The sequence below is a fragment of the Pseudomonas sp. NBRC 111139 genome, assembly GCF_001753955.1.
Classification (GTDB): domain Bacteria; phylum Pseudomonadota; class Gammaproteobacteria; order Pseudomonadales; family Pseudomonadaceae; genus Aquipseudomonas; species Aquipseudomonas alloputida.
On the sequence record NZ_BCBP01000060.1, the window covers coordinates 1 to 19533 of the forward strand.

Below are 19533 nucleotides of genomic sequence, written 5' to 3' on the forward strand. Positions count from 1 at the left end.
AGGATCAGGCAGGCAGATCAGAGCTTGTTGAACAGGCTCAGCTGGGAAATACGCGAGAAGGCCAGCTGCGAGGCCTCCAGCATGGCCTGCTGCAAGGTCAAGGTGATGGCCGCCTGCGACATGTCGGTGTTGCCGATGGCGTTCTGGGTGGTCTTGTTGGCCAGACCCAGGCTGGTGTTCTCCTGGCGTTGAATCTCAAGCGAGTTGCCGCGAGCACCGATCGAACCACGGGTGATATCGACCTGCTCACGGGCACTGGCCAGGTTTGCAATGGCCGAGGCCGCCGCATCTTTCAGCGCATTCGCCGCGCCAGCGCCGGTCACCGGTGTTTCCAGTGCCGCGCGCAGCTGGCTGAGGGTTTCCAGCACGTTCTGGTTCTGGTGAGTATTGGCCGTGACCGCAAACTGGTCGCCTGCCTCCGGCGAACCGGACACCTGGTAGGTCACCCCGGCCACCGTCAACGACGGCGCCGAAAAGGTACCTTTGGCGACCGGCTTGCTGTCGGCCGTCAGCGGCTGGGCATAGAACTCGTAAGCGCCCGGCCCCGTGAACTTGATCACCGCACCATCACTGGGGAACGTGCTGCGATAGGCGGCCTCATCAGTCACACTACTGCTGGTGACCTGGGCGCTGGAGGTGTTGCTGCCATTTCGGGTGGTATTGAACGAATCCGGGCGTGCTTCCAGAGAGAACTCGCGACCGCCCACGGCGGCGTCGGCATCGGCACCCTCCTCCAAGGTAACGGTTATTTCGAACTCGACGCCACGCAGGGCAATCTTGTTGGCACCTTCGGTTTTGCTGTCAAAGGTACCGTTGGTGGGCGTTTCCGAAGTGATGTCATTACCGTTGGCGTCAGTGATGGTGTACTGCGTCGCGCTGGTGAAGGTCAGCTTGTAGGGCTGGCCTGCCGTGAAACTGTTGTTGTAGGTGGTGCTTGAGGTCAGCAGACCGGACGACACCCCGACCACGCTGTCGTCAGTCGCCGGCACCAGCAGGGTCGATTGGGTGCGGCTCTTGTTGCTGGCCGAGTCGAAGATGCTGAAACCGGTGTCGTTGGTGGCCAGGCTCAGGGTATCGGATACCTGCAGGCTCAGCTGGGTCTGGTCGCCGTGGTAGCTGTAGGTGCCATCGGAGTTACGCACATAGGGCGGCGTGGTGCTCTTGGAGCCTCCAAACATGTAATCGCCGTTGGCATCGCGCGAGTTGAGCAAGCCAAAGATGTTGGCCTCGATCTCTTTGAGTTCGGTGCCGATGGCCACACGGTCAGAATCGGTCACCCCGGCGCCACCGGCACGGATCGCCAACTCGCTGGCACGCTGCATGGCATCGTTGATGGTAGAGAGCACACTCTCTTCCTGCAGCAGCGAGTTGCTCACGGTGTTGATGTTGCCGCTGTACTGGTCCAGCAACGATTGCTGCTGTTGCAGCAGCAGCAGGCGCGCAGCACCGACCGGGTCATCGGCAGCGGTCTGGATACGGATACCCGACGTCACCTGGTCGTTGGTCTTGTTCATGCTGGAGAAGTTCTTGGAGTAGCTACTGGCGCTGGCCTCATAGAACTGAGCAGTGGAAATACGCACGATAGTCTACTCCTTACAAAGCGTTGATCAGGGTGCTGAAGGTTTCTTGCGCCGCCTTGATGATCTGCGAGGACGCCGTGTAGTAATGCTGGAACTTGACCAGGCTGGCCGCTTCGTCATCCAGGTTGACCCCGGACACCGCGCTGCGGCTTTCGCTGGCGGACTTGAGCACCGCCTCGGTCGCAGTGCTGTCGATGGACGCCTGGTTCGCCTTGGCACCCACGCGCTCGACCAGCGAGGCGTAGGCCGAAGTGAAGCTGGTACCGCCGCCGGAACCGGTGTTCACCGTCGACTTGGTCTGCAGGTCGAGCAGTGCCGTTGCGTTGCGGTTATCGGCCTTGCCGTCGGCATTGAACGACAGGGTAAAGCTGTCATTGGCCGCAGGGCTGCCGCCGATGGTGGTCTCGACGGCGAACGTGCGCGGGTTGCCGCTGCCATCCAGAATCGGGTCGCCGGCCGCATCGAGCATCGGCACGGTCACCGACAGTTTGTTGTCGGTACCGGGCACCACGCTGCCGGTACCAATCTGGGTGCCCTTGGCATCGAACAGCTTGTAGCCCTGGGAGCCACCGCTGGCAGCGTCGAACACCACGCGCACCGGCATCGAATCGCGAATCGACTGCTGGATCAGCGCGGTATCGGCACCGCCGTAGATGTCCAGCGACTCGCTCAGGGTCGGCTGGGTGATGGTGCCAGTACCGCTGTTGCCACTGCCCGAGGTCGCGCTGACAGGGCCGGCGAAGGCCAGCTTGTTGCCATCGGTCAAGGTCGTGGTAATGCTCCCGGCAGCTGCACGGGTGGGGATGACCTTGAAGCTGTCGCCGGCCGCCAGGCCGCCGCCTTTCAACGCCAGGCTGAAACCATCGATTACCGGTGCCGGGTCGGCATTCAGGTCGAAGCTGCCCATGTCGGTGCCGTCCGAGCGGCGCACACTGTACTGGTTGGCGCTGGTGAACTTCACCTCGTAGTCGTAGGTGGTCAGCGCACCGCTGTTGGCGATGGTGACATCCAGATTGCCAGAGCCGGCACTGTTGTTCGACGAGGCCAGGCTGCGCTGGGCAATGGCGGTGGCGCTGTTGATGCTGGAGAACAGCGAGCTGCCGAACTGGCCGTTGGCATCCAGGCCCTGCCCCAGCTGGCTATTGATGCTGTCGGCGACGACCAGGGCAACGCGACCAAGCTCGTTCATCGACGGCGTCAGCACGTCCTGGCGATAACGCAACAGGCCACCAATGGCGCCACCAGACACCACCGAGGTCACGTCCGAGCTGAACGAGTCATAGTTGATGCGCAGGGCAACCTGGCTCTTGTCGGCCACACCCGGCTCCACCGACAAGGTGTTGGCCTTGGTTCCGGTGACCAGCGATTGGCCACTGCCCAGGTACACGTCGTAGTTGCCATCACGCTCCTGCACCGTCACCCCTACCAGCTCGTTGAGCTGGCGCACGGCTTCGCTGCGCGCATCCAGCAGGCTGTTGGGGGTGTTGCCGGAGGCGCTGGCGGCGGTGATCTGCTTGTTGTACTCGGCAATGTTGGCGGTGAGCTTGTTCACCTGGCCGGCCATGGTGTCGAGCTGGGAGTTGATCGTGGCGTTCTGCTGGGTCAGCTGGGTGCTCACCGCGTTGAAACGGTTGCTGAGGGTTTGCGCCTGGGTCAGCAGCAGCTGACGCGAGGCAACGTCACCCGGTTTCGCCGCCGCAGTCTGCAGGGCCGAAAAGAAGGCGGTAAGGACCGAGCTGATGCCGGTGTCACGGTCGGCCAGCAGTTTGTCGACGCTGGTGATCTGATCCTGGAACGTCAGTGAGTCTGCCTGCAACGAGGTGGCTGTCTGCAGCTGGTTGTCCAGGTAGGAACTGTAGATGCGACGCACATCCGCCAGCGTGGTCCCGGTACCCAGGAAACCTGCGCCAATGTTATGCGAGGGCCCCGCCGCCTGAACTGTCTGCTGGCGCGAGTAGCCACTGGTCGCGGCGTTGGCGATGTTGTTACTGGTTACCGACAAGGCCGCCTGGCTGGCACTCAGGCCACTCAGGCCGATGGAAATCAGGCTCGACATGATTTAGTCCTTTTATAAGTTCGTGGTTCTGCCAGCCATGGCGTATTGCGGGGTTGACTGCATTTGCTGGGCAATGCTGATGATTTTCTTCGCATAGCCCGGGTCGGTCGCGTAACCTGCTTTTTGCAGCTCTCTTGCAAACTGCTCAGGGTTATCGGCCGCATCCAGCGCACCTTGATAGCGAGCATTGCTCTGCAGCAAGGTAACGAGATCGTGGAAGCTGTCCTGGTAGGAGTCGTAGCTGCGGAACGCCGCGGTTTCCTTGACGAACTGGCCATCGCGGAATTCGCTGGTGATCGCCCGCGCCTGCTCGCCTTGCCAGCTGCCGGTGGCTTTGATGCCGAACAGGTTGTGGCTGCTGCTGCCGTCGCTGTTGCGCATCACCGACTTGCCCCAACCGGTTTCCAGCGCGGCCTGGGCCACCAGGTAGCGTGGGTCGACACCAATGCGCCGGGCGGCCTGCTCGGCCATTGGCAGCATGGTGGCGACGAAGGCGTCGCTGTCGGTGAAAGCCTTGTTCGGCGCCAGCGGTGGCTGGGCCACGGCGCGGCCGACAATGCGCAGGCCGTTGTCCGGTACGGCGAAGGCCTTGGCGACTGGCTGACCGTCACGGGCAGGCACGGCGGCGTTATTGGTGGTTTGCGCCGACGGCACGATACCGGCCAACAAGCGGTCGGTGAGTTTGCTGGGCAAGGCCAGGCGCCGCGCGTTGAGTGCAGCAACGTCATTGCGGGTAGCGGACGAGGCCATGGCATGCGCTGGCTCCGCCACCTTGTTGCCCCACAATGCCGGACCACCGCTATCAACGCGCGGGAACGGGCTGGTATTGGCCGCTGCACTGCGGCCCTTGGTCAGCTGGCGCACCAGCACGTCCTGCAGGCCGATACCGCCACCTTCGCGAGACATGCTCACGGCCAACTGCTGGTCGTACATGTCACGGTACTGCTTGACCGTTTCGGTGTTCATCGGGTTGTCGTCGGCCAGCACGTCACTGGCCTTGCGCGAGGCCTTGAGCATTTCGCTGATGAACAGCGACTCGAACTCCTGGGCCACCTTACGCACATTGGCTTCGCTGTCGCGATCGCCGTGCTTGAGGGCACTCAGACGGTTGAGGTCGGTGTAGGCGCCGCTGTCGGCACTACCGGATACCTGGCTTTTGATATTCATCCGCGCCGTCCTCAAATCACGATCAGGTCGGCCTGCAAGGCGCCGGCCTGTTTCAAGGCTTCGAGGATCGCCATCAGGTCGCCGGGCGCTGCGCCCACCTGGTTCACCGCGCGGACGATTTCATCCAGCGTGGTGCCTGGGCCGAACTTGAACATCGGCTTGGCTTCCTGCTCGGCATTGACCCGCGAGCGTGGCACCACGGCAGTCTGGCCATTGGAGAAGGCACCCGGCTGGCTGACGATCGGGTCTTCGGTGATGGTCACGGTCAGGCTGCCGTGGGTCACCGCCGCCGGCGACACCTTGACGTTCTGGCCGATGACGATGGTGCCGGTACGCGAGTTGATGATGACTTTGGCCACCGCCTGGCCCGGGTCGATTTCGAGGTTTTCGAGGATCGACAGATAATCCACGCGCTGGCTTGGGTCCATCGGCGCGCTGACCCGTACCGAACCACCATCCACGGCCTGGGCCACGCCAGGGCCGAGCAGGTCGTTGACCTTGTCCACGATGCGCTTGGCGGTCGTGAAGTCGGGACGATTGAGGTTCAGGGTCAGGGTATTGCCCTGGTTGAAGCCGCTCGGCACCGCACGCTCGACACTGGCACCACCCGGAATACGACCGGCCGACGGCACGTTGACAGTGATCTTCGAGCCGTCACGACCTTCGGCATCAAAGCCGCCCACGACCAGGTTGCCCTGGGCAATGGCGTAGACATTGCCGTCGATACCCTTGAGCGGGGTCATCAACAGGCTGCCGCCGCGCAGGCTCTTCGAGTTACCGATCGACGACACGGTGATGTCCACCACCTGGCCCGGCTTGGCGAACGGTGGCAGGTCGGCATGCACCGACACTGCGGCAACGTTCTTCAGCTGCACGTTGCCGGAACCGGCCGGCACCTTGATGCCGAATTGCGACAGCATATTGTTGAAGGTTTGCAGGGTGAACGGCGTCTGGGTGGTCTGGTCACCCGTGCCATTGAGGCCCACCACCAGGCCGTAACCAATCAACTGGTTGGAACGTACGCCAGAGATGCTGGCAATGTCCTTCAGGCGCTCGGCCTGGGCAGCGAAGGCGCAGGACAAAAGCAGGGTTGTGGCAATCAGCTGCCTTACGTTGAACATGGTCATCCGTACTCAGAAAGGCCAAAGCGGGCTGATGAAGAAGCGGTCCAGCCACCCGGGCTGGCTGGCATCGGCGAACGAACCGGTACCGGAGTAGGTGATGCGCGCGTCGGCCACACGGGTGGACGGCACGGTGTTGTCGGTGGCGATATCGTCAGCGCGAACCATACCGGCAATGCGCACCAGCTCTTCGCCGGTGTTCAGGGTCAGCCACTTCTCGCCGCGCACGGCGATGATGCCGTTGGGCAGCACCTCGGCCACGGTGACGGTGATCGAACCGGTCAGCGTGTTGCCCTGGGTGGCTTTGCTGTCGCCCTTGGTCGCGCGATCGCCGCTATAACCGGCCTCCAGCGAAAGGTCACCGCCACCAAACGGATTATTGGTGTTGGGCGTGCTACCAAACAGCGAAGTCAGGCCAATGTCGGTCTTGCTGGTCTTGGCGATCTGCGAGCCCGCGTTCTTGCTGGCGGACGTGCGCTCATTGAGCGTGATGGTGATGATGTCACCCACCCGGAACGCCTTGCGGTCGCTGTACAGGTTCTGCTCGAAACCGGCCTGGTAGATCGAACCGTTGTTGGCCGCTGCCGGCAACGGGGTGCGCGGCAACACCGGCGCATAGTACGGGTCGTTGGGCTTGGGCGTCGGTGCGACGCAACCTGCCAGCAACACCGCCCCCCCCAGGGCGAAAACGGACAACAGACGATTCATGACACTTACCTCACGGGCGCAGCTGAGTGACAGGGCTTAGAGCTGTTGAGTAACGAACGACAGCATCTGGTCGGCCGTGGAAATGACTTTGGAGTTCATCTCATAGGCACGCTGAGTGGTGATCATGTTCACCAGCTCTTCCACGGTGCTGACGTTGGAGTTCTCCAGCGTCTGCTGCAAGGTGGTGCCAAAACCGTTCAGGCCTGGGGTACCGACCTGCGGTGCGCCACTGGCGGCGGTCTCGAGGAACAGGTTGTCGCCGATCGCCTGCAGGCCAGCCGGGTTGATGAAGTCGGCGGTCTGGATGTTGCCGATCACCTGTGCAGCCGGGTTGCCGGCGGTGGTGATCGACACGGTGCCGTCCTGGCCAACGGTGAAGGTCTGGGCGTCGTTAGGCACGACAATGGCAGGTTCCAGGGCGTAGCCGTTGGCGGTGACGATCTGGCCATCGGAGTTCAGGTGGAAGGTGCCGTCACGGGTGTACGACACGGTGCCGTCCGGCTGCAGGACCTGGAAGAAACCGCGGCCGTTGACTGCCATGTCCAACGGGTTTTCGGTGGTTTGCAGGCTGCCGGCGACGAAGCTTTTCTGGGTGCCCACAATACGCACACCGGTACCGACCTGCAGGCCCGAGGGCAGCTCGCTGTCCTGAGTCGACTGGGCGCCAGGCTGGCGCTTGATCTGGTAGAGCAGGTCTGCGAATTCGGCGCGATCACGCTTGAAGCCGGTGGTCGAGACGTTGGCCAGGTTGTTGGAAATGACCGTCAGGTTGGTGTCCTGAGCGGACAGGCCGGTTTTAGCGACCCAAAGAGCCGGAAGCATGTGAGTTCTCCTCGTGCGCCTGTTTTACGGCACCCGTTCAAAAGTGATTAGCCGATTTGCAAAACCCGAGCCATGGCTTCGTCGCCTTCCTTGGCCGTATTCATCATCTTGACGTGCAGTTCGAACTGGCGGGACAGCGCCAGCACCGAGGTCATTTCCTCGACAGCGTTGACATTGCTGCCCTCCAGGAAGCCAGCCACCACCCGCACGTTGACGTCGGCATCGGCCGGCTGGCCGGAGGCGGTATGGATCAGGCCGTCCAGGCCCTTTGTCAGGCCTTTGGTGTCCGGGTTGACCAGCTTGATGCGGTCGACCTCGGCCATCACCCGCGGGTCTTCACCCATGGAGCGGATGCTGATGGTACCGTCGGCACCCACTTCCACTTTCTGCTCCGGCGGGATGGCGATCGGTCCACCGTTGCCGATCACCGGCATGCCATTGCCGGCACGCAGCACACCGAGGGCATCGATGTTCAGGCTACCGGTACGCACATAGGCTTCGCTGCCGTCCGGCGCCTGCACGGCGATAAAGCCTTTGCCGGTCACCGCCACGTCAAGGTCGCGGCCAGTTTCGACCAACGGGCCTTCACTGAAGTCGGTGGCCGGGCGCTCGGTCATGGCGAATGCACGCGCCGGAAAGCTGTCACCGAACACCGGCATCGAGCGGGCCTGCTCCAGGTCGCGCTGAAAACCGTTGGTGGAAATGTTCGCCAGGTTGTTGGCGTGGGCCTTCTGCGCCAGCGCATTCTGGCTGGCGCCGGTCATGGCCACATAAAGCAACTTGTCCACAGTTTCTCCTCTGCGCGTAGCTGCCGCGCTGTCACTGGGCAGGTTCCAAGCAATAATTGAACCAAGTCTGAAACACCCGTTTTACGGGGCTTTCAGCGCGGCAAAGGGCAATAACCGTCAGTTTGTCGGCGGATGTTTGCCGCCTGCGGCAAAGGCTTGCTCAATGGGCGCGGCAGGCGGCGTTGTTGTAGGGGCCGGAATGGCGCACCCAGCCTTTGCCCGGGTTGTGGGCCGAACACAGGTAGCGGCCGGTGACCAGGCTTTGCCATTGATAGAACGGGGCGGGGGCGGCGGGGGCCGGCAGAACCAGCACCAGCACCAGCAAGGGGAACAAGGCCAGTAACGACAGCCGCTTCATTGGCGTGAACCTTCACATTCTTGGGGCCGCGTTGCGGCCCCAATTACAAACACCACAGCCAAAACAATCATCAGGTCATCTGAATGATGGTCTGCATGATGGTGCTTTCAGTGGAAATGGTCTTGGCATTGGCCTGGTAGTTGCTCTGCGCCTTGATCAGGTTGACCAGCTCGCCGGTCAGGTCGACGTTGGAGTCTTCCAGGGCACCACCGGAAATCTGGCCGAGGGTACCGGTGTCCGGAGCGCCGACCACCGGCACGCCCGAGGCATAGGACTCTTTCCAGTTGGTACCGCCAATCGGCGTCAGGCCCTGCAGGTTGGCGAAGCTGGCAATCGCCACCTGGCCGATCACCTTGTCCTTGCCGTTGGTGAAGCTGGCAAACAGGTAGCCGCTCTGGTCGATGCTCAGCCCCGACAGCTCACCGGTGGCGAAGCCATCTTGGGTCTTGGCGACTTCTGCGGACGACGCGTTGTATTGGGTGGCACCCAGCATGTCCAGCTTCACACCGTCCGCGTTGGCGATGGCGCCATTGGCCGACCACTCTCCGGCGGCATTTTTCTGTGCCGGGATCCAGTCGTTGAGCTGGAAGATCTTGTCTTCGCCAATGCTCAGGCCGCCCGCGACGTCACCCGCAGTCATTGCATCCTTGTCCAGCGTACCATCGGACTTGAACGGCACGGCGTTGACCAACGGCGTGGTGGAAGCCGGGTCAGCCGGGTTGCGCCCATCGATAGTGGTGTGCATCGACCAGGTATTGGTCGTGTCGTCCTTGATGAAATACTGATTCATCTGGTGTTCGTTACCCTGGCTGTCGAACACCGGGGTATTGAACGTGAAGTTGTACGAACTGGCGTTGGTGGGATCGAAGGGCGTCACCGAAGGGGAGGTCGCGGCCGAGTTCAGGTTGATCTTCTCAGTGATGAGGCTGGTCGGCTTCGGCGTCAGGTTGGACGTGTCGATCTGCAGGTTGGTCAGTATGCCCTGGATGATCTTGCCATCCTCGCCGACCGCATAACCCTGCAGGTTGGCACCCGAAGCATTCACCACATAACCGGCCTTGTCACTGTAGAACGCGCCCGCACGGGTGTAGATCTTCGAACCGTTGTCGTTCAGGGCAAAGAAGCCGTTGCCATCAATGGCCATGTCCAGCGCCTGGCCGGTGGCGTTGATGTTGCCTGGCGTGAACAGCTGCGAAACCGCGGCAGTCTTTACCCCGGTGCCGATCACGGTCTTGCCTGCGCTGGTGCCGCGAATGGAGTTGGAGTACTGGTCGGCGAACTCGGCACGCGACGACTTGAAGCCGGTGGTGGCAACGTTGGCAATGTTGTTGCCGGTAACGTTCAGGGCCTTGTTTGCTGCATAGAGGCCGCTAAGGCCGATATTGAAAGACATGTGTAACTCCTGTCGTTTTGCTCAGGCCCTAGATGCCGATGCTTTGGATTTTGGAAAGCGCAACACTGCCCAGCCCGGCCAGGTTGAGCGTCATCTCCGAACCGTTGCTACCCATGGTCACACTGGTTACCGAGGCCGGCAGGTTGGTGGTCATGGCCGTGGCCTTGCCATCGATCGAGGCGGTGGCCTTGAAGGTGTAAGTCCCGGCGGCCGCGACTTCACCGTCATCGTTCAGGCCATCCCAGGTAAAGTCGATGCTGCCAGACTTCTGGGTACCGAGCTCGATGGTGCGCACCAGCTTGTCGTCCTTGTCGTAGATCCCCACCGAGGTGGAGGTACTGGACGACGTCAGGTTGACCGAGCCCTTCATGTCCTTGCTGGTATCGACCACGGCCTTGTCGGTCTGGACAATGACATTGCGCCCGACCAGCGAGGAGGCCTGCAAGGCCTGGGAAGATTGCAGCCCGGCCGCGATGTAGGTCACTGCGTCGTTCAACGACTGCATGCTTTCCAGGCTGCTGAACTGCGCCAACTGGGCCACGAACTCGCCGTTTTCCTGCGGGTCGAGCGGGTTCTGGTTCTGCATCTGGGTGACCAGCAACTGCAGGAACGCGTCCTTGCCCAGCGCGCTGCCGGCGGCACCGGTAGAACTGTCAGTCTTGGACGCCTGCTTCTGCAGCGAGGTCAGGTATGCGCTGCCGACGTCTGTAGTGGAATTGGTGGTGGTCATGTCGGCTTCCTATCACTGCCCCAGGGTCAGCACTTTCTGCATCATGTTCTTGGCCGTGTTCATCAGTTCAGCGTTGGTCTGAAACGCGCGGCTGGCGGAGATCATGTCAGCCATCTCCTCGACCACATTGACGTTCGGGTAGTAGACGTAGCCGTCCTTGTTCGCCGCCGGGTGGTTCGGCTCGTAGCGTGCTTCCAGCGTGCTCTGGTCTTCGACGATGCCTTTTACCTGCACGCCCTGCCCTGCCTCGCCCTGGTCTTCGAACAGCGACTGGCTGCTGCCGGCCTGCGCATTCTGGAAGGTGGTGGCGAATACCGGGTGGCGGGCGCGGTACGTCTGGTCGATGCTCGAAGACACGGTCTCGGCGTTGGCGATGTTGGACGCCACGGTGTTCAGACGCGTGTTCTGTGCGCTCATGCCGCTACCGGCAATGTTGAAGACACTGGAAAGGGACATGGTCATTCTCCCCGCAGGGCGGAAACCAGCCCTTTGAATTTACTGTTGAGCAAGGTGAAGCTGGCCTGGAAGCCAATCGCGTTTTCCGTGTAGTTCGATTGCTCGATCTGCGCATCCACGGTGTTCTGGTCGATCGACGGCTGCAGCGGCGTGCGGTACTTGAGGGTATCGTCAGCCGCGATGGCGAGGCCTTCGGCTTCGATATGCCGGCTGTTGGTACGGTCCATGGCGAAGCGGCCGCCTTGCTGCTTGCTGGTCTCGGCGGCGAGCACCGAAGAAAAGTCCATGTCACGCGCCTTGTAATTGGGCGTGTCGGCGTTGGCGATATTGTTGGCTAACACCTCGGCGCGCTGAGCGCGGAAGCCCAGGGCCTTTTCGTGGATACCAAGCGCCTTGTCGAAACTGATGCTCATGTCGGGGAAACCTTCAGAGGTTGACCGGAATTTCGTTGAGCAAGGTATAGCAAGGGCTGTGCCAACCACTGAAAAGCCCGTGTTTAGGGAGGATTGCGGCGCAGTACTGTCAGGTTGATGCCAGAAAAGCGGCAAAGGCCTTCCGCCTGAGGTGACAAAAGCGGCAATTGATGGGCGGCAAAAGCGGCAAAACAAAAAATTGACGTCAGTGTTTTCCTGAGCGGGCCTCTTCGCGGGTAAACCCGCTCCTACACGCGGCCTGTGCCCAACCACCGACCTATGTCCACCCCCGATCCGTCGTAGGAACGGGTTTACCCGCGAACATGGTAACGGCGGTAACGGTGAACGGCGGGTGGAGATTGGCCAGCAGGGCCGGCCTCTTCGCGGGTAAACCCGGTCCTACGGGGAGCTCGGCAGGAACAGCGGATAGGCAAACAAAAAGACTGGCATCTCTCGATACCGGCCTTCGTGCTTACTTGGCCTGGTAGATGATCCCCGGGCTGCACTGCACCATCTGGTAATGGTCCGGCAAGCCGTTCAGCGCTTCCGAGGCGCCGAGGAACAGGTAGCCACCTGGCTTGAGGGTACTGTGAATGCGCAGCAGGATGTCCTTCTTCACCTGCGCCGAGAAATAGATCAGCACATTGCGGCAGAACACGATGTCGAACTTGCCCAGACTGGCATAGCTGTCGAGCAGGTTGAACGAGCGAAACTCGACACGGCTGCGAATCGCTGGCTTGACCGCCCAACGCCCCGGCCCCTTGGGGTCGAAGTAGCGCTGCAGGCGCTCCTGGGACAGGCCGCGGGCAATCGCCAGGCTATCGTATTCGCCGGTCTTGCAGTTGGTCAGCATGGTGCCGGAGAGGTCGGTGGCGACGATCTGCGCCCCCATCTTCAACTGGCCGAGGTTGCTGCGCTCGAACTCGTCGATCGCCATCGAGATGGAATACGGCTCCTGCCCCGACGAACAGGCCGCCGACCACATGCGCAGGCGCTGGCCGGGGTTGCTGCGGATGAACTCGGGGATCACCTTGTTCTTCAACACCTCAAAGGGGTAGGTGTCGCGAAACCACAGGGTCTCGTTGGTGGTCATGGCATCGACCACCTGCTCGCGCAAACCACCGCGCGGCTGGGCCTGAATGCGCTGCACCAGCTCACCCAGGCTCTTGATGCCCTGTTGTTCCATCAGCTTGTTGAGACGGCTGGAAACCAGGTACTGCTTATTCTCGCCCAGCAGGATGCCACAGGCTTTCTCCAGGAAGACCCGGAACTGTTCGAAATCCAAATTACCCGTAGACACTACTGCCGCCTCTTTTCAATCACTGGTGCCGGGGGCATGCCCCGGCTGCTTCAATGCGCTGCCTTGATCCGGTCGACCACCCGCTGGGCCAGGTCGTCCGGCTTGAACTTGGCCAGGAAGTCATCGGCGCCGACCTTCTTGACCATTGCCTGGTTGAACACCCCGGAAAGCGAAGTATGCAGGCAGATGTGCAATTTTTGCATGCGCGGATCGCTGCGAATCTCCGCGGTTAGCGTATATCCGTCCATTTCCGGCATTTCAATGTCCGAGATCATCATCAGGAACTCTTCTTCCGGCTTTTTGCCCTCATCCACCAGCTGACGCAGGTAGTTCAGTGCCTGACGGCCATCATTGAGCGCCACCACCTCGACCCCAACGGTTTGCAAGCAACGGCTGACCTGCTTGCGCGCCACTGACGAGTCGTCGACGGTCAGCACCCGCATCAACACCGCCTTGTCCTGCACTTCGGCATCGATCACACCGGCCGATACCGACTCGGACGACGGCGACACTTCGGCCAGCACCTTCTCCACGTCGATGATCTCGACCATGCGGTTGTCCACCCGGGTGACCGCGGTGAGGTAGTGATCACGGCCAGTACCCTTGGGTGGCGGATGGATCTCTTCCCAGTTCATGTTGACGATGCGCTCCACCGAATGCACCAGGAAGCCTTGGGTCTTGGTGTTGTACTCGGTGATGATCACGAAGCTGTTGCGTGTGTCTTCCTGCAGCGGTCGCAACCCGGTGGCCATCGACAAGTCGAGGATCGGGATGGTCGACCCACGAATATTGGCAACGCCACGCACCACAGGGTGCGCCTTGGGCAGCAGGGTCAGCGCAGGGCATTGCAGTACTTCCCTGACCTTGAACACATTGATGCCGTAAAGCTGTTCGCCATTGAGGCGGAACAGCAGCAATTCCAGGCGATTCTGCCCCACCAGCTGCGTGCGCTGGTTGACCGAATCCATAACACCCGCCATGCCAGACTCCTTAACGTTTCAGCCTTTCGTTGCAACTCAGGTAGCGAGTCGGCACGGGCTTTGCTTTTTTGAGTGTCATGCACACGAAAACGACATTTTCCCGACGATTGACACGCCTGCTGACTGGCCCGCTGGCCACGCTGTGCCTGCTGATGCCCGGCGTTCGCACGGTGGCGAACGCGTTCACCTTGCCTGAACAGCTTATCGGTGTCACCCAAGGGTTTCTTGAATTCACCGTTGAAGATTATCTGTCCACTACCCAGACCGCCGGCCGCTATGAAATCCAGGTCAACCCGCTGGACCCACGCCTGCGCATGCCGTTGTGCAGCCAGCAGCTAGACGCCTCACTGGAAAGCCCGGCCCAGCCGCTGGGCCGGGTGACGGTACGGGTACGTTGCAACGGCGCAGCACCGTGGACGGTATTTGTGCCGGCCACCGTGCGACTTTTCCGCGACGTGGTGGTGGTGACCCGCCCGCTCAAGCGCGACAACACGGTCGGCGAAGGTGACGTGGCCCTGCGCGAGCGCGATGTCGGCACCCTGGGCCAGGGCTTTCTGACCGAGCTGGACCAGGCGGTGGGCATGAAGATGCTGCGCCCCACGGTGATCGACCAGGTGCTCACCCCGCAACACCTGGAACAGGCCGAGGTAGTGCGCAAGGGTGACCAGGTGGTGATCATTGCCCGCAGTGGCAGCCTGAGTGTGCGCATGCCGGGCGAAGCCCTGAGCAAGGGCGGCCTGAGCGAGCAGATCCGGGTACGCAACCTCAATTCAAAACGCGTGGTCAAGGCCAGGGTGACCGGCCCGGGCCAAGTCGAGGTCAGTATGTAGGCCAGCCACCAGATTGCGCTGGCAGTGAGGAACCGCTTTTCCTAAACTGTGTCAGAACACGGGTTCGCGGGCTTGCCGACAGGCGGCAATGCATTTGTGCCTAAAGTTTATATCGGGTTGGCCGAAAACAAGGCAAGCGTCCAAATACCCAGAGGTTTCTGATCATGGTCATCGACTTCAGTCGTTTGAATAACTCTCCGTCCGTCACGGGCGGCGTGCGCGGCAACACCGCGTCCGGCAGCGCCGAAAAACCGGCAGCCAGCCAGGAAGCGGTGAAAGACACCAGCGCCAGCGGAGAGGCGGTACACCTCAGCCAGGAGGCACAGCAGTTGCAGAAAATCAGCGACAAGCTGCGCGACGAGCCCGTGGTCAACAGCGCCCGTGTGGCCCAGTTGAAGCAGGCAATCGCCGACGGCAGCTACCAGGTCGATGCCGGCCGGGTCGCCAGCAAACTGCTTGATTTCGAAGCCCAGCGCTGACCGTACGGCGCGCTGACTTCACGGACGCCAGAAAAGCCAAGAGTTAGCCATGCACGACACCACCTTGCTGCAACTGATCGAAGATGACATTGCCCCGATGCAGGAACTGCTCGACCTTCTGCACAAGGAAGCAATCGCCCTGCATGGCCGCGACATGCCGCTGCTGGAGCAAATCCTGGCGCGTAAGCAGTCGTTGATCATCTTGCTCGAGCAGCACGGCCAGCGCCGCAGCCAATTGCTCGGCAGCCTGGGCCTGAGTGCCGACCGCACCGGCGTGCAGGCTGTAGCCGCGCAGTCACCCCATGGTGATGTGATGCTGCAGCGGCTCGACATGTTGTCGCAACTGATGGACGAGTGCCAGCAGGTCAACCAGACCAATGGCCGGATCATCCAGGTGCAGCAACACGTCACCAACAACCAGATTCGCATCCTTCAGGGCGGCGACTCGCCTTCGCTCTACGACAGCCGTGGCAGCACCTCGCCGCTGGCCAAGCCGCGCGCGCTCAGCCAAGTGTGATTTTTCTATCAAGGCACAGAACATAGTGGCAAAATGCCGTTACTTGCGTGTGTCGCTTTTGCCTGGAGAACGATAAGCTGTGTTCAATGAATCCGATGCCCCGCAACCACCCAAGGTGTTGAGCACCCCCTTGGAGATTGCGGCCAACTTGCGGCAGCTGCAGGAAAGCCACGACCCCCTGATCATCACCTTCCATGACCGCAGCCAGCGCTTCCAGAGCTATGTGGTGCACGTGGACCGCGAAAGCAACACCCTGGCACTGGATGAGATGATCCCCCGTGACGGCGAGAAATTCATTGAGAACGGTGAGCACTTCCGTGTCGAAGGCTTCCACGATGGTGTACGCATCGCCTGGGAATGCGATCACACGCTGAAAATCAGCGAAGTCGACGGCCACCGTTGCTACAGCGGCGCCCTGCCACAAGAGATGACCTATCACCAGCGCCGCAACGCCTTCCGCGCCGCGCTGAAGCTATCGCAGCTGGTCGACATCATCCTCGACGGTGCTCACCTCAAGGGCAACGGCGCCATGCGAGGCAAGCTGCTGGATATCTCGGCCACTGGCTGCAAACTGCGCTTTGAAGGCAATGTCGAAGACCGTTTGCAACTGGGCCAAGTGTATGAGCGTTTCAAGGCGGGCAACCCACTGGGCCTGGTGGACACCATGGTCGAGCTGCGTCATCTGCACTATGAAGAGCGCATCAACACCACCTTTGCCGGCGTACGCTTCCACAACCTGAGCGGCCAGGCTCAACGCAAGATCGAGAGTTTCGTGTACCAGCTGCAGCGTGAAGCTCGGCGGTTCGACAAGGACGATTATTGATCGTCGGTCGGTAAAACAGAAAACGCCACCTGCTGAGGTGGCGTTTTCATTTGTGTTTCTGCTGGGCTGGCCTCTTCGCGGGTAAACCCGCTCCTACACCGACTTGCTGACCTCTTCAGGTTCAGGCGCCTGTTGCTGCGCGCCCTTCTCTTCATCCTCGGTATCTTCAGCCGCCACCGGCGCCTGCATCACGTCCTGCACCGTCTGCTCATCCACCCGCGGGTCCAGCGCCGCCGACAACGGCGAACCGGCCGCCGGCATCGCCACGTGGCCCAGCGGTGCGTCCTGCACCTGATGCAGGCCGGTAACCGCTTTCGGCCGAATACGCCAGACCAGCACCAGAGCAAAGAATACGAAGAACGCATACAGCATCTGCGCGCCCAGCACTTTCATCAGAACCCCTGCCGCCAGGGGGCCGACGCATGCACCCACACCGTAGGTCACCAACAGCATCGCCGTCAGCGATACCCGGCGCTCGCTTTCCACGTGGTCATTGGAAAAGGCAACCGCCAGCGGGTACAGGCAGAACTGCAGCAACGAGATCAGGAAGCCGATACCGAACAGCAACTCCAGCGGCACACTGGGCAGTATCGCCAATGGCGCAGCCGCCAGCGCCAGCCCCACTGCCACACTCCGAATCAGCACCGCCCGGTCATAACGGTCAGACAACCAGCCCAGCGGCCACTGCACCAGCAGGCCGGCAAAAATGCAGCTACCCATGAACAGACCGATCTGCTCGGTACTCATCCCCTGGCTTGACGCATATAAAGGCGCCAGACCGTAGAACGAGCCGACAATCAGCCCCGAGCCCAAAACCGTACTGAGCGACTGCGGCACGCGCTTGATGAAAAACTTCGGCTCCATCGGTGCCGGGCGCAAGGGCGCCGGGTGAATACGCCGGGTCATCGCCACGGGCACCAGGCACAGGGCAAAGCACATCGCCACCAGCATCAGCAGCTCAGGGCCGAGCTGCGGGTGCACCACCAGAATCAACTGGCCAAGCACCAGCCCCAGGTACGAGGCAATCATGTAGCCGCTGAACACCGCGCCCCGGTGTTTCACATCGGCCTGCTCATTGAGCCAGCTCTCGATGACCATGTATTGGCACATCATCCCCAGGCCGACGATCATGCGCAGCCCGACCCAGGCCGGCAGCCAGCTGGTCAGGCCATGACCGAGCACCGCAGCGCCGACGATACCGGCACAGGTGGCATAGGCGCGTATGTGCCCTACCCGTCCGATCAGCCGGTGGCCAACCTTGCCGCCAACCGCCAGACCAAAGTAGTTGGCCGCCATCAACGCACCCACCCACAGGCTGTCGACGTGGTCGGCAGCCAGGCGCAGGGCCAGGTAGGTGCTGAGCAGGCCCGAGCCGATCAACATCATCAGCGCGGCGAAATACAACGACTGAAACGGCTTCCATACATTTCGCATACGTCCCGTGGAGCTCCCTGGTCAGGTGGCAGTTTTGGGTGCTAGCAGCATAAAGGCAAAAACCGCCTGGCGCAGGCCCCCCGACAGCTATTTGGCATTGCGGGGGCGTGCCCGGTGCAGGTTGTGTCGCGCTCAGGCCTGTGCCGCCAGGACCCGGCGCTCCCACGGCGTGATCTCGTCGAAGAAATCGCTCAGCTCAAGCGTCTTGCTGGCAATGTAGCCTTCGATGAACTCGCTGCCGAACAGTTCCCGCGCCAGCGCGCTGCGCTTGAGCCTTTCAAGGGCCGCGTGCAGCGTGCACGGCAGGCTCAGGTGCTCGGGCACTTCGAATTCGCCCTGGATGGCCGGCGACGGTTGCAAGCGCTGCTCGATGCCATGCAGCCCGGCGGCCAGGCTGGCAGCAATGGCCAGGTACGGGTTGGCATCGGCGCCAGGCAGGCGGTTTTCCACCCGTCGCGCTACCGGTGCACTGGCCGGAATGCGCAAGCCAGCGGCGCGATTGTCCTCGGACCAGCACGCATTGTTCGGCGAGGCATAGGGGTGGCACAGGCGCTGGTAGGAATTGACGTTGGGCGCGAACAGGGCGGTGAAGTCGGCCATGCACGCCTGTAACCCACCGATGAAGTGGTGGAAGGTGTCTGTCGGCAGGCCCTGCTCGTCACTGAACACGTTACGCCCGCTGCCGGCCTCGACCAGGCTCTGGTGAATGTGCATGGAACTGCCGGGCGTACGCGCCAGCGGCTTGGCCATGCAGACTACGGTCAGCCCGTGCTTGAGCGCCACTTCCTTGAGCAGGTGCTTGAACAGGAAGGTCTGGTCGGCCAACAGCAGCGGGTCGCCGTGCAGGAGGTTGATCTCGAACTGGCTGACACCCATTTCGTGCATGAAGGTGTCACGTGGCAGGCCGAGCGCGGCCATGCAGTGGTACACCTCCTTGAAGAACGGGCGCAGGCCGTTGTTGGAACTGACACTGAACGCCGAATGGCCCAGCTCGCGGCGGCCATCGCTGCCTACAGGCGGCAGGAACGGTTGCTGCGGGTCGGTGTTGGGGGCAAAGACGAAGAACTCCAGCTCGGTTGCCACTACCGGCGCCAGGCCCAGTGCCGCATAGCGGGCTATCACGGCTTTTAGCTGGCCCCGGGTGGACAGTGCCGAGGGCCGGCCATCCAGCTCGTTGGCATCGCAGATGGCCAAGGCGCGGCCGTCCTTGCTCCAGGGCAGGCGGTGGACCTGACTGGGTTCGGCCACCAGTGCCAGGTCGCCGTCGTCACTGCCGTAGAACTTCGCCGCTGGGTAGCCACCCATGATGCACTGCAGCAGCACACCCCGGGCCATCTGCAGGCGACGGCCTTCGAGGAAGCCGTCGGCGGTCATCACCTTGCCGCGCGGGACGCCGTTGAGGTCGGGGGTGACGCATTCGATTTCATCGATGCCCTGGAGCTGAGCGGTGCTCATGACGCTTGTCCTTGTTGTTGTAGGCTGACAACAACATAGGCTGCGGGTGTTTAAAATATCAAGCAGCCTATATAGGTGCCTGTGTCGGCCTCTTCGCGGGTGACCCCGCGCCTACAGGTGGGT

General features: G+C 61.7%; 20 protein-coding genes. 4 read left to right on the plus strand and 16 right to left on the minus strand.

All coding sequences use genetic code 11. From position 1 onward, the window contains the following. Positions 1-17 precede the first annotated feature (17 nt). The 14 genes from BJQ17_RS22530 to BJQ17_RS22595 form a co-directional block, all read right to left on the minus strand. The gene (locus BJQ17_RS22530; protein WP_060538762.1) at positions 18-1580 is read right to left on the minus strand and encodes a flagellar hook-associated protein 3; all 1563 of its coding nucleotides are present in this window, start codon (positions 1578-1580) and stop codon (positions 18-20) included. 13 nt (positions 1581-1593) lie between these two features. Continuing rightward, a complete protein-coding gene (gene flgK / locus BJQ17_RS22535) occupies positions 1594-3636 on the minus strand; it encodes a flagellar hook-associated protein FlgK (protein WP_070096679.1) in 2043 nt (680 codons plus the stop codon). Between the two features lie 12 nt (positions 3637-3648). Next, a complete protein-coding gene (gene flgJ, locus BJQ17_RS22540; RefSeq protein WP_003254457.1) occupies positions 3649-4803 on the minus strand; it encodes a flagellar assembly peptidoglycan hydrolase FlgJ in 1155 nt (384 codons plus the stop codon). A gap of 11 nt (positions 4804-4814) precedes the next feature. Next, on the minus strand, positions 4815-5924 hold the full coding sequence (locus BJQ17_RS22545) for a flagellar basal body P-ring protein FlgI (RefSeq protein ID WP_004575771.1): 1110 nt from the start codon (positions 5922-5924) through the stop codon (positions 4815-4817). A gap of 12 nt (positions 5925-5936) precedes the next feature. Then, positions 5937-6632 carry a flagellar basal body L-ring protein FlgH gene (flgH, locus tag BJQ17_RS22550; RefSeq protein ID WP_003254461.1) on the minus strand — a complete coding sequence of 232 codons (696 nt, stop codon included), beginning with the start codon at positions 6630-6632 and terminating at the stop codon, positions 5937-5939. Positions 6633-6668: 36 nt separating this feature from the next. Continuing rightward, positions 6669-7454: a flagellar basal-body rod protein FlgG gene (gene flgG, locus BJQ17_RS22555; RefSeq protein WP_003254462.1), complete on the minus strand. Its 786-nt coding sequence runs from the start codon at positions 7452-7454 to the stop codon at positions 6669-6671. Positions 7455-7501: 47 nt separating this feature from the next. Beyond that, the gene (gene flgF, locus BJQ17_RS22560) at positions 7502-8242 is read right to left on the minus strand and encodes a flagellar basal-body rod protein FlgF (RefSeq protein WP_003254463.1); all 741 of its coding nucleotides are present in this window, start codon (positions 8240-8242) and stop codon (positions 7502-7504) included. Between the two features lie 160 nt (positions 8243-8402). After that, complete coding sequence (locus BJQ17_RS22565; RefSeq protein ID WP_070096680.1) at positions 8403-8600, minus strand: hypothetical protein; 198 nt, start codon at positions 8598-8600, stop codon at positions 8403-8405. 70 nt (positions 8601-8670) lie between these two features. After that, positions 8671-9993, minus strand: coding sequence for a flagellar hook protein FlgE (flgE, locus tag BJQ17_RS22570; RefSeq protein ID WP_003254466.1), 1323 nt, complete (start codon positions 9991-9993; stop codon positions 8671-8673). 28 nt (positions 9994-10021) lie between these two features. Further along, complete coding sequence (gene flgD / locus BJQ17_RS22575; protein WP_070096681.1) at positions 10022-10723, minus strand: flagellar hook assembly protein FlgD; 702 nt, start codon at positions 10721-10723, stop codon at positions 10022-10024. Positions 10724-10735: 12 nt separating this feature from the next. Next, positions 10736-11179: a flagellar basal body rod protein FlgC gene (flgC, locus tag BJQ17_RS22580; RefSeq protein ID WP_003254469.1), complete on the minus strand. Its 444-nt coding sequence runs from the start codon at positions 11177-11179 to the stop codon at positions 10736-10738. A gap of 2 nt (positions 11180-11181) precedes the next feature. Beyond that, a complete protein-coding gene (flgB, locus tag BJQ17_RS22585; protein WP_012051595.1) occupies positions 11182-11592 on the minus strand; it encodes a flagellar basal body rod protein FlgB in 411 nt (136 codons plus the stop codon). 472 nt (positions 11593-12064) lie between these two features. Beyond that, complete coding sequence (gene cheR / locus BJQ17_RS22590; protein ID WP_003254473.1) at positions 12065-12892, minus strand: protein-glutamate O-methyltransferase CheR; 828 nt, start codon at positions 12890-12892, stop codon at positions 12065-12067. 50 nt (positions 12893-12942) lie between these two features. Further along, positions 12943-13872 carry a chemotaxis protein CheV gene (locus BJQ17_RS22595; protein WP_003254476.1) on the minus strand — a complete coding sequence of 310 codons (930 nt, stop codon included), beginning with the start codon at positions 13870-13872 and terminating at the stop codon, positions 12943-12945. A gap of 77 nt (positions 13873-13949) precedes the next feature. Between BJQ17_RS22595 and flgA the strand changes: the two genes are divergently transcribed. The 4 genes from flgA (at position 13950) to BJQ17_RS22615 (ending at position 16521) form a co-directional block, all read left to right on the plus strand. Next, positions 13950-14702, plus strand: a complete 753-nt coding sequence (gene flgA, locus BJQ17_RS22600; protein WP_003254477.1) for a flagellar basal body P-ring formation chaperone FlgA — start codon at positions 13950-13952, stop codon at positions 14700-14702. A gap of 164 nt (positions 14703-14866) precedes the next feature. After that, complete coding sequence (flgM, locus tag BJQ17_RS22605) at positions 14867-15181, plus strand: flagellar biosynthesis anti-sigma factor FlgM (protein WP_003254479.1); 315 nt, start codon at positions 14867-14869, stop codon at positions 15179-15181. A 49-nt stretch (positions 15182-15230) separates the two neighbouring features. Further along, the gene (locus tag BJQ17_RS22610) at positions 15231-15698 is read left to right on the plus strand and encodes a flagella synthesis protein FlgN (protein ID WP_003254480.1); all 468 of its coding nucleotides are present in this window, start codon (positions 15231-15233) and stop codon (positions 15696-15698) included. A gap of 79 nt (positions 15699-15777) precedes the next feature. After that, positions 15778-16521, plus strand: a complete 744-nt coding sequence (locus BJQ17_RS22615) for a flagellar brake protein (protein WP_003254481.1) — start codon at positions 15778-15780, stop codon at positions 16519-16521. 93 nt (positions 16522-16614) lie between these two features. Here the strand turns inward: BJQ17_RS22615 and BJQ17_RS22620 are convergent, their stop codons facing one another. Beyond that, positions 16615-17955 (minus strand): MFS transporter, encoded by a 1341-nt coding sequence (locus tag BJQ17_RS22620; protein ID WP_064614948.1) that lies wholly within the window; start codon positions 17953-17955, stop codon positions 16615-16617. A gap of 132 nt (positions 17956-18087) precedes the next feature. Then, complete coding sequence (locus tag BJQ17_RS22625; RefSeq protein WP_175442752.1) at positions 18088-19329, minus strand: glutamine synthetase family protein; 1242 nt, start codon at positions 19327-19329, stop codon at positions 18088-18090. Positions 19330-19533 lie beyond the last annotated feature (204 nt).

Bases quoted from the DNA above. Each gene is read 5' to 3' on its own strand.
- flgK (WP_070096679.1), bottom strand. From the start codon at position 3,636: ATGTCGAGCCTGATTTCCATCGGCCTGAGTGGCCTGAGTGCCAGCCAG.
- flgJ (WP_003254457.1), bottom strand. From the start codon at position 4,803: ATGAATATCAAAAGCCAGGTATCCGGTAGTGCCGACAGCGGCGCCTAC.
- BJQ17_RS22545 (WP_004575771.1), bottom strand. From the start codon at position 5,924: ATGTTCAACGTAAGGCAGCTGATTGCCACAACCCTGCTTTTGTCCTGC.
- flgH (WP_003254461.1), bottom strand. From the start codon at position 6,632: ATGAATCGTCTGTTGTCCGTTTTCGCCCTGGGGGGGGCGGTGTTGCTG.
- flgG (WP_003254462.1), bottom strand. From the start codon at position 7,454: ATGCTTCCGGCTCTTTGGGTCGCTAAAACCGGCCTGTCCGCTCAGGAC.
- BJQ17_RS22565 (WP_070096680.1), bottom strand. From the start codon at position 8,600: ATGAAGCGGCTGTCGTTACTGGCCTTGTTCCCCTTGCTGGTGCTGGTG.
- flgE (WP_003254466.1), bottom strand. From the start codon at position 9,993: ATGTCTTTCAATATCGGCCTTAGCGGCCTCTATGCAGCAAACAAGGCC.
- flgD (WP_070096681.1), bottom strand. From the start codon at position 10,723: ATGACCACCACCAATTCCACTACAGACGTCGGCAGCGCATACCTGACC.
- flgC (WP_003254469.1), bottom strand. From the start codon at position 11,179: ATGTCCCTTTCCAGTGTCTTCAACATTGCCGGTAGCGGCATGAGCGCA.
- flgB (WP_012051595.1), bottom strand. From the start codon at position 11,592: ATGAGCATCAGTTTCGACAAGGCGCTTGGTATCCACGAAAAGGCCCTG.
- BJQ17_RS22595 (WP_003254476.1), bottom strand. From the start codon at position 13,872: ATGGCGGGTGTTATGGATTCGGTCAACCAGCGCACGCAGCTGGTGGGG.
- flgA (WP_003254477.1), top strand. From the start codon at position 13,950: ATGCACACGAAAACGACATTTTCCCGACGATTGACACGCCTGCTGACT.
- flgM (WP_003254479.1), top strand. From the start codon at position 14,867: ATGGTCATCGACTTCAGTCGTTTGAATAACTCTCCGTCCGTCACGGGC.
- BJQ17_RS22610 (WP_003254480.1), top strand. From the start codon at position 15,231: ATGCACGACACCACCTTGCTGCAACTGATCGAAGATGACATTGCCCCG.
- BJQ17_RS22620 (WP_064614948.1), bottom strand. From the start codon at position 17,955: ATGCGAAATGTATGGAAGCCGTTTCAGTCGTTGTATTTCGCCGCGCTG.
- BJQ17_RS22625 (WP_175442752.1), bottom strand. From the start codon at position 19,329: ATGACCGCCGACGGCTTCCTCGAAGGCCGTCGCCTGCAGATGGCCCGG.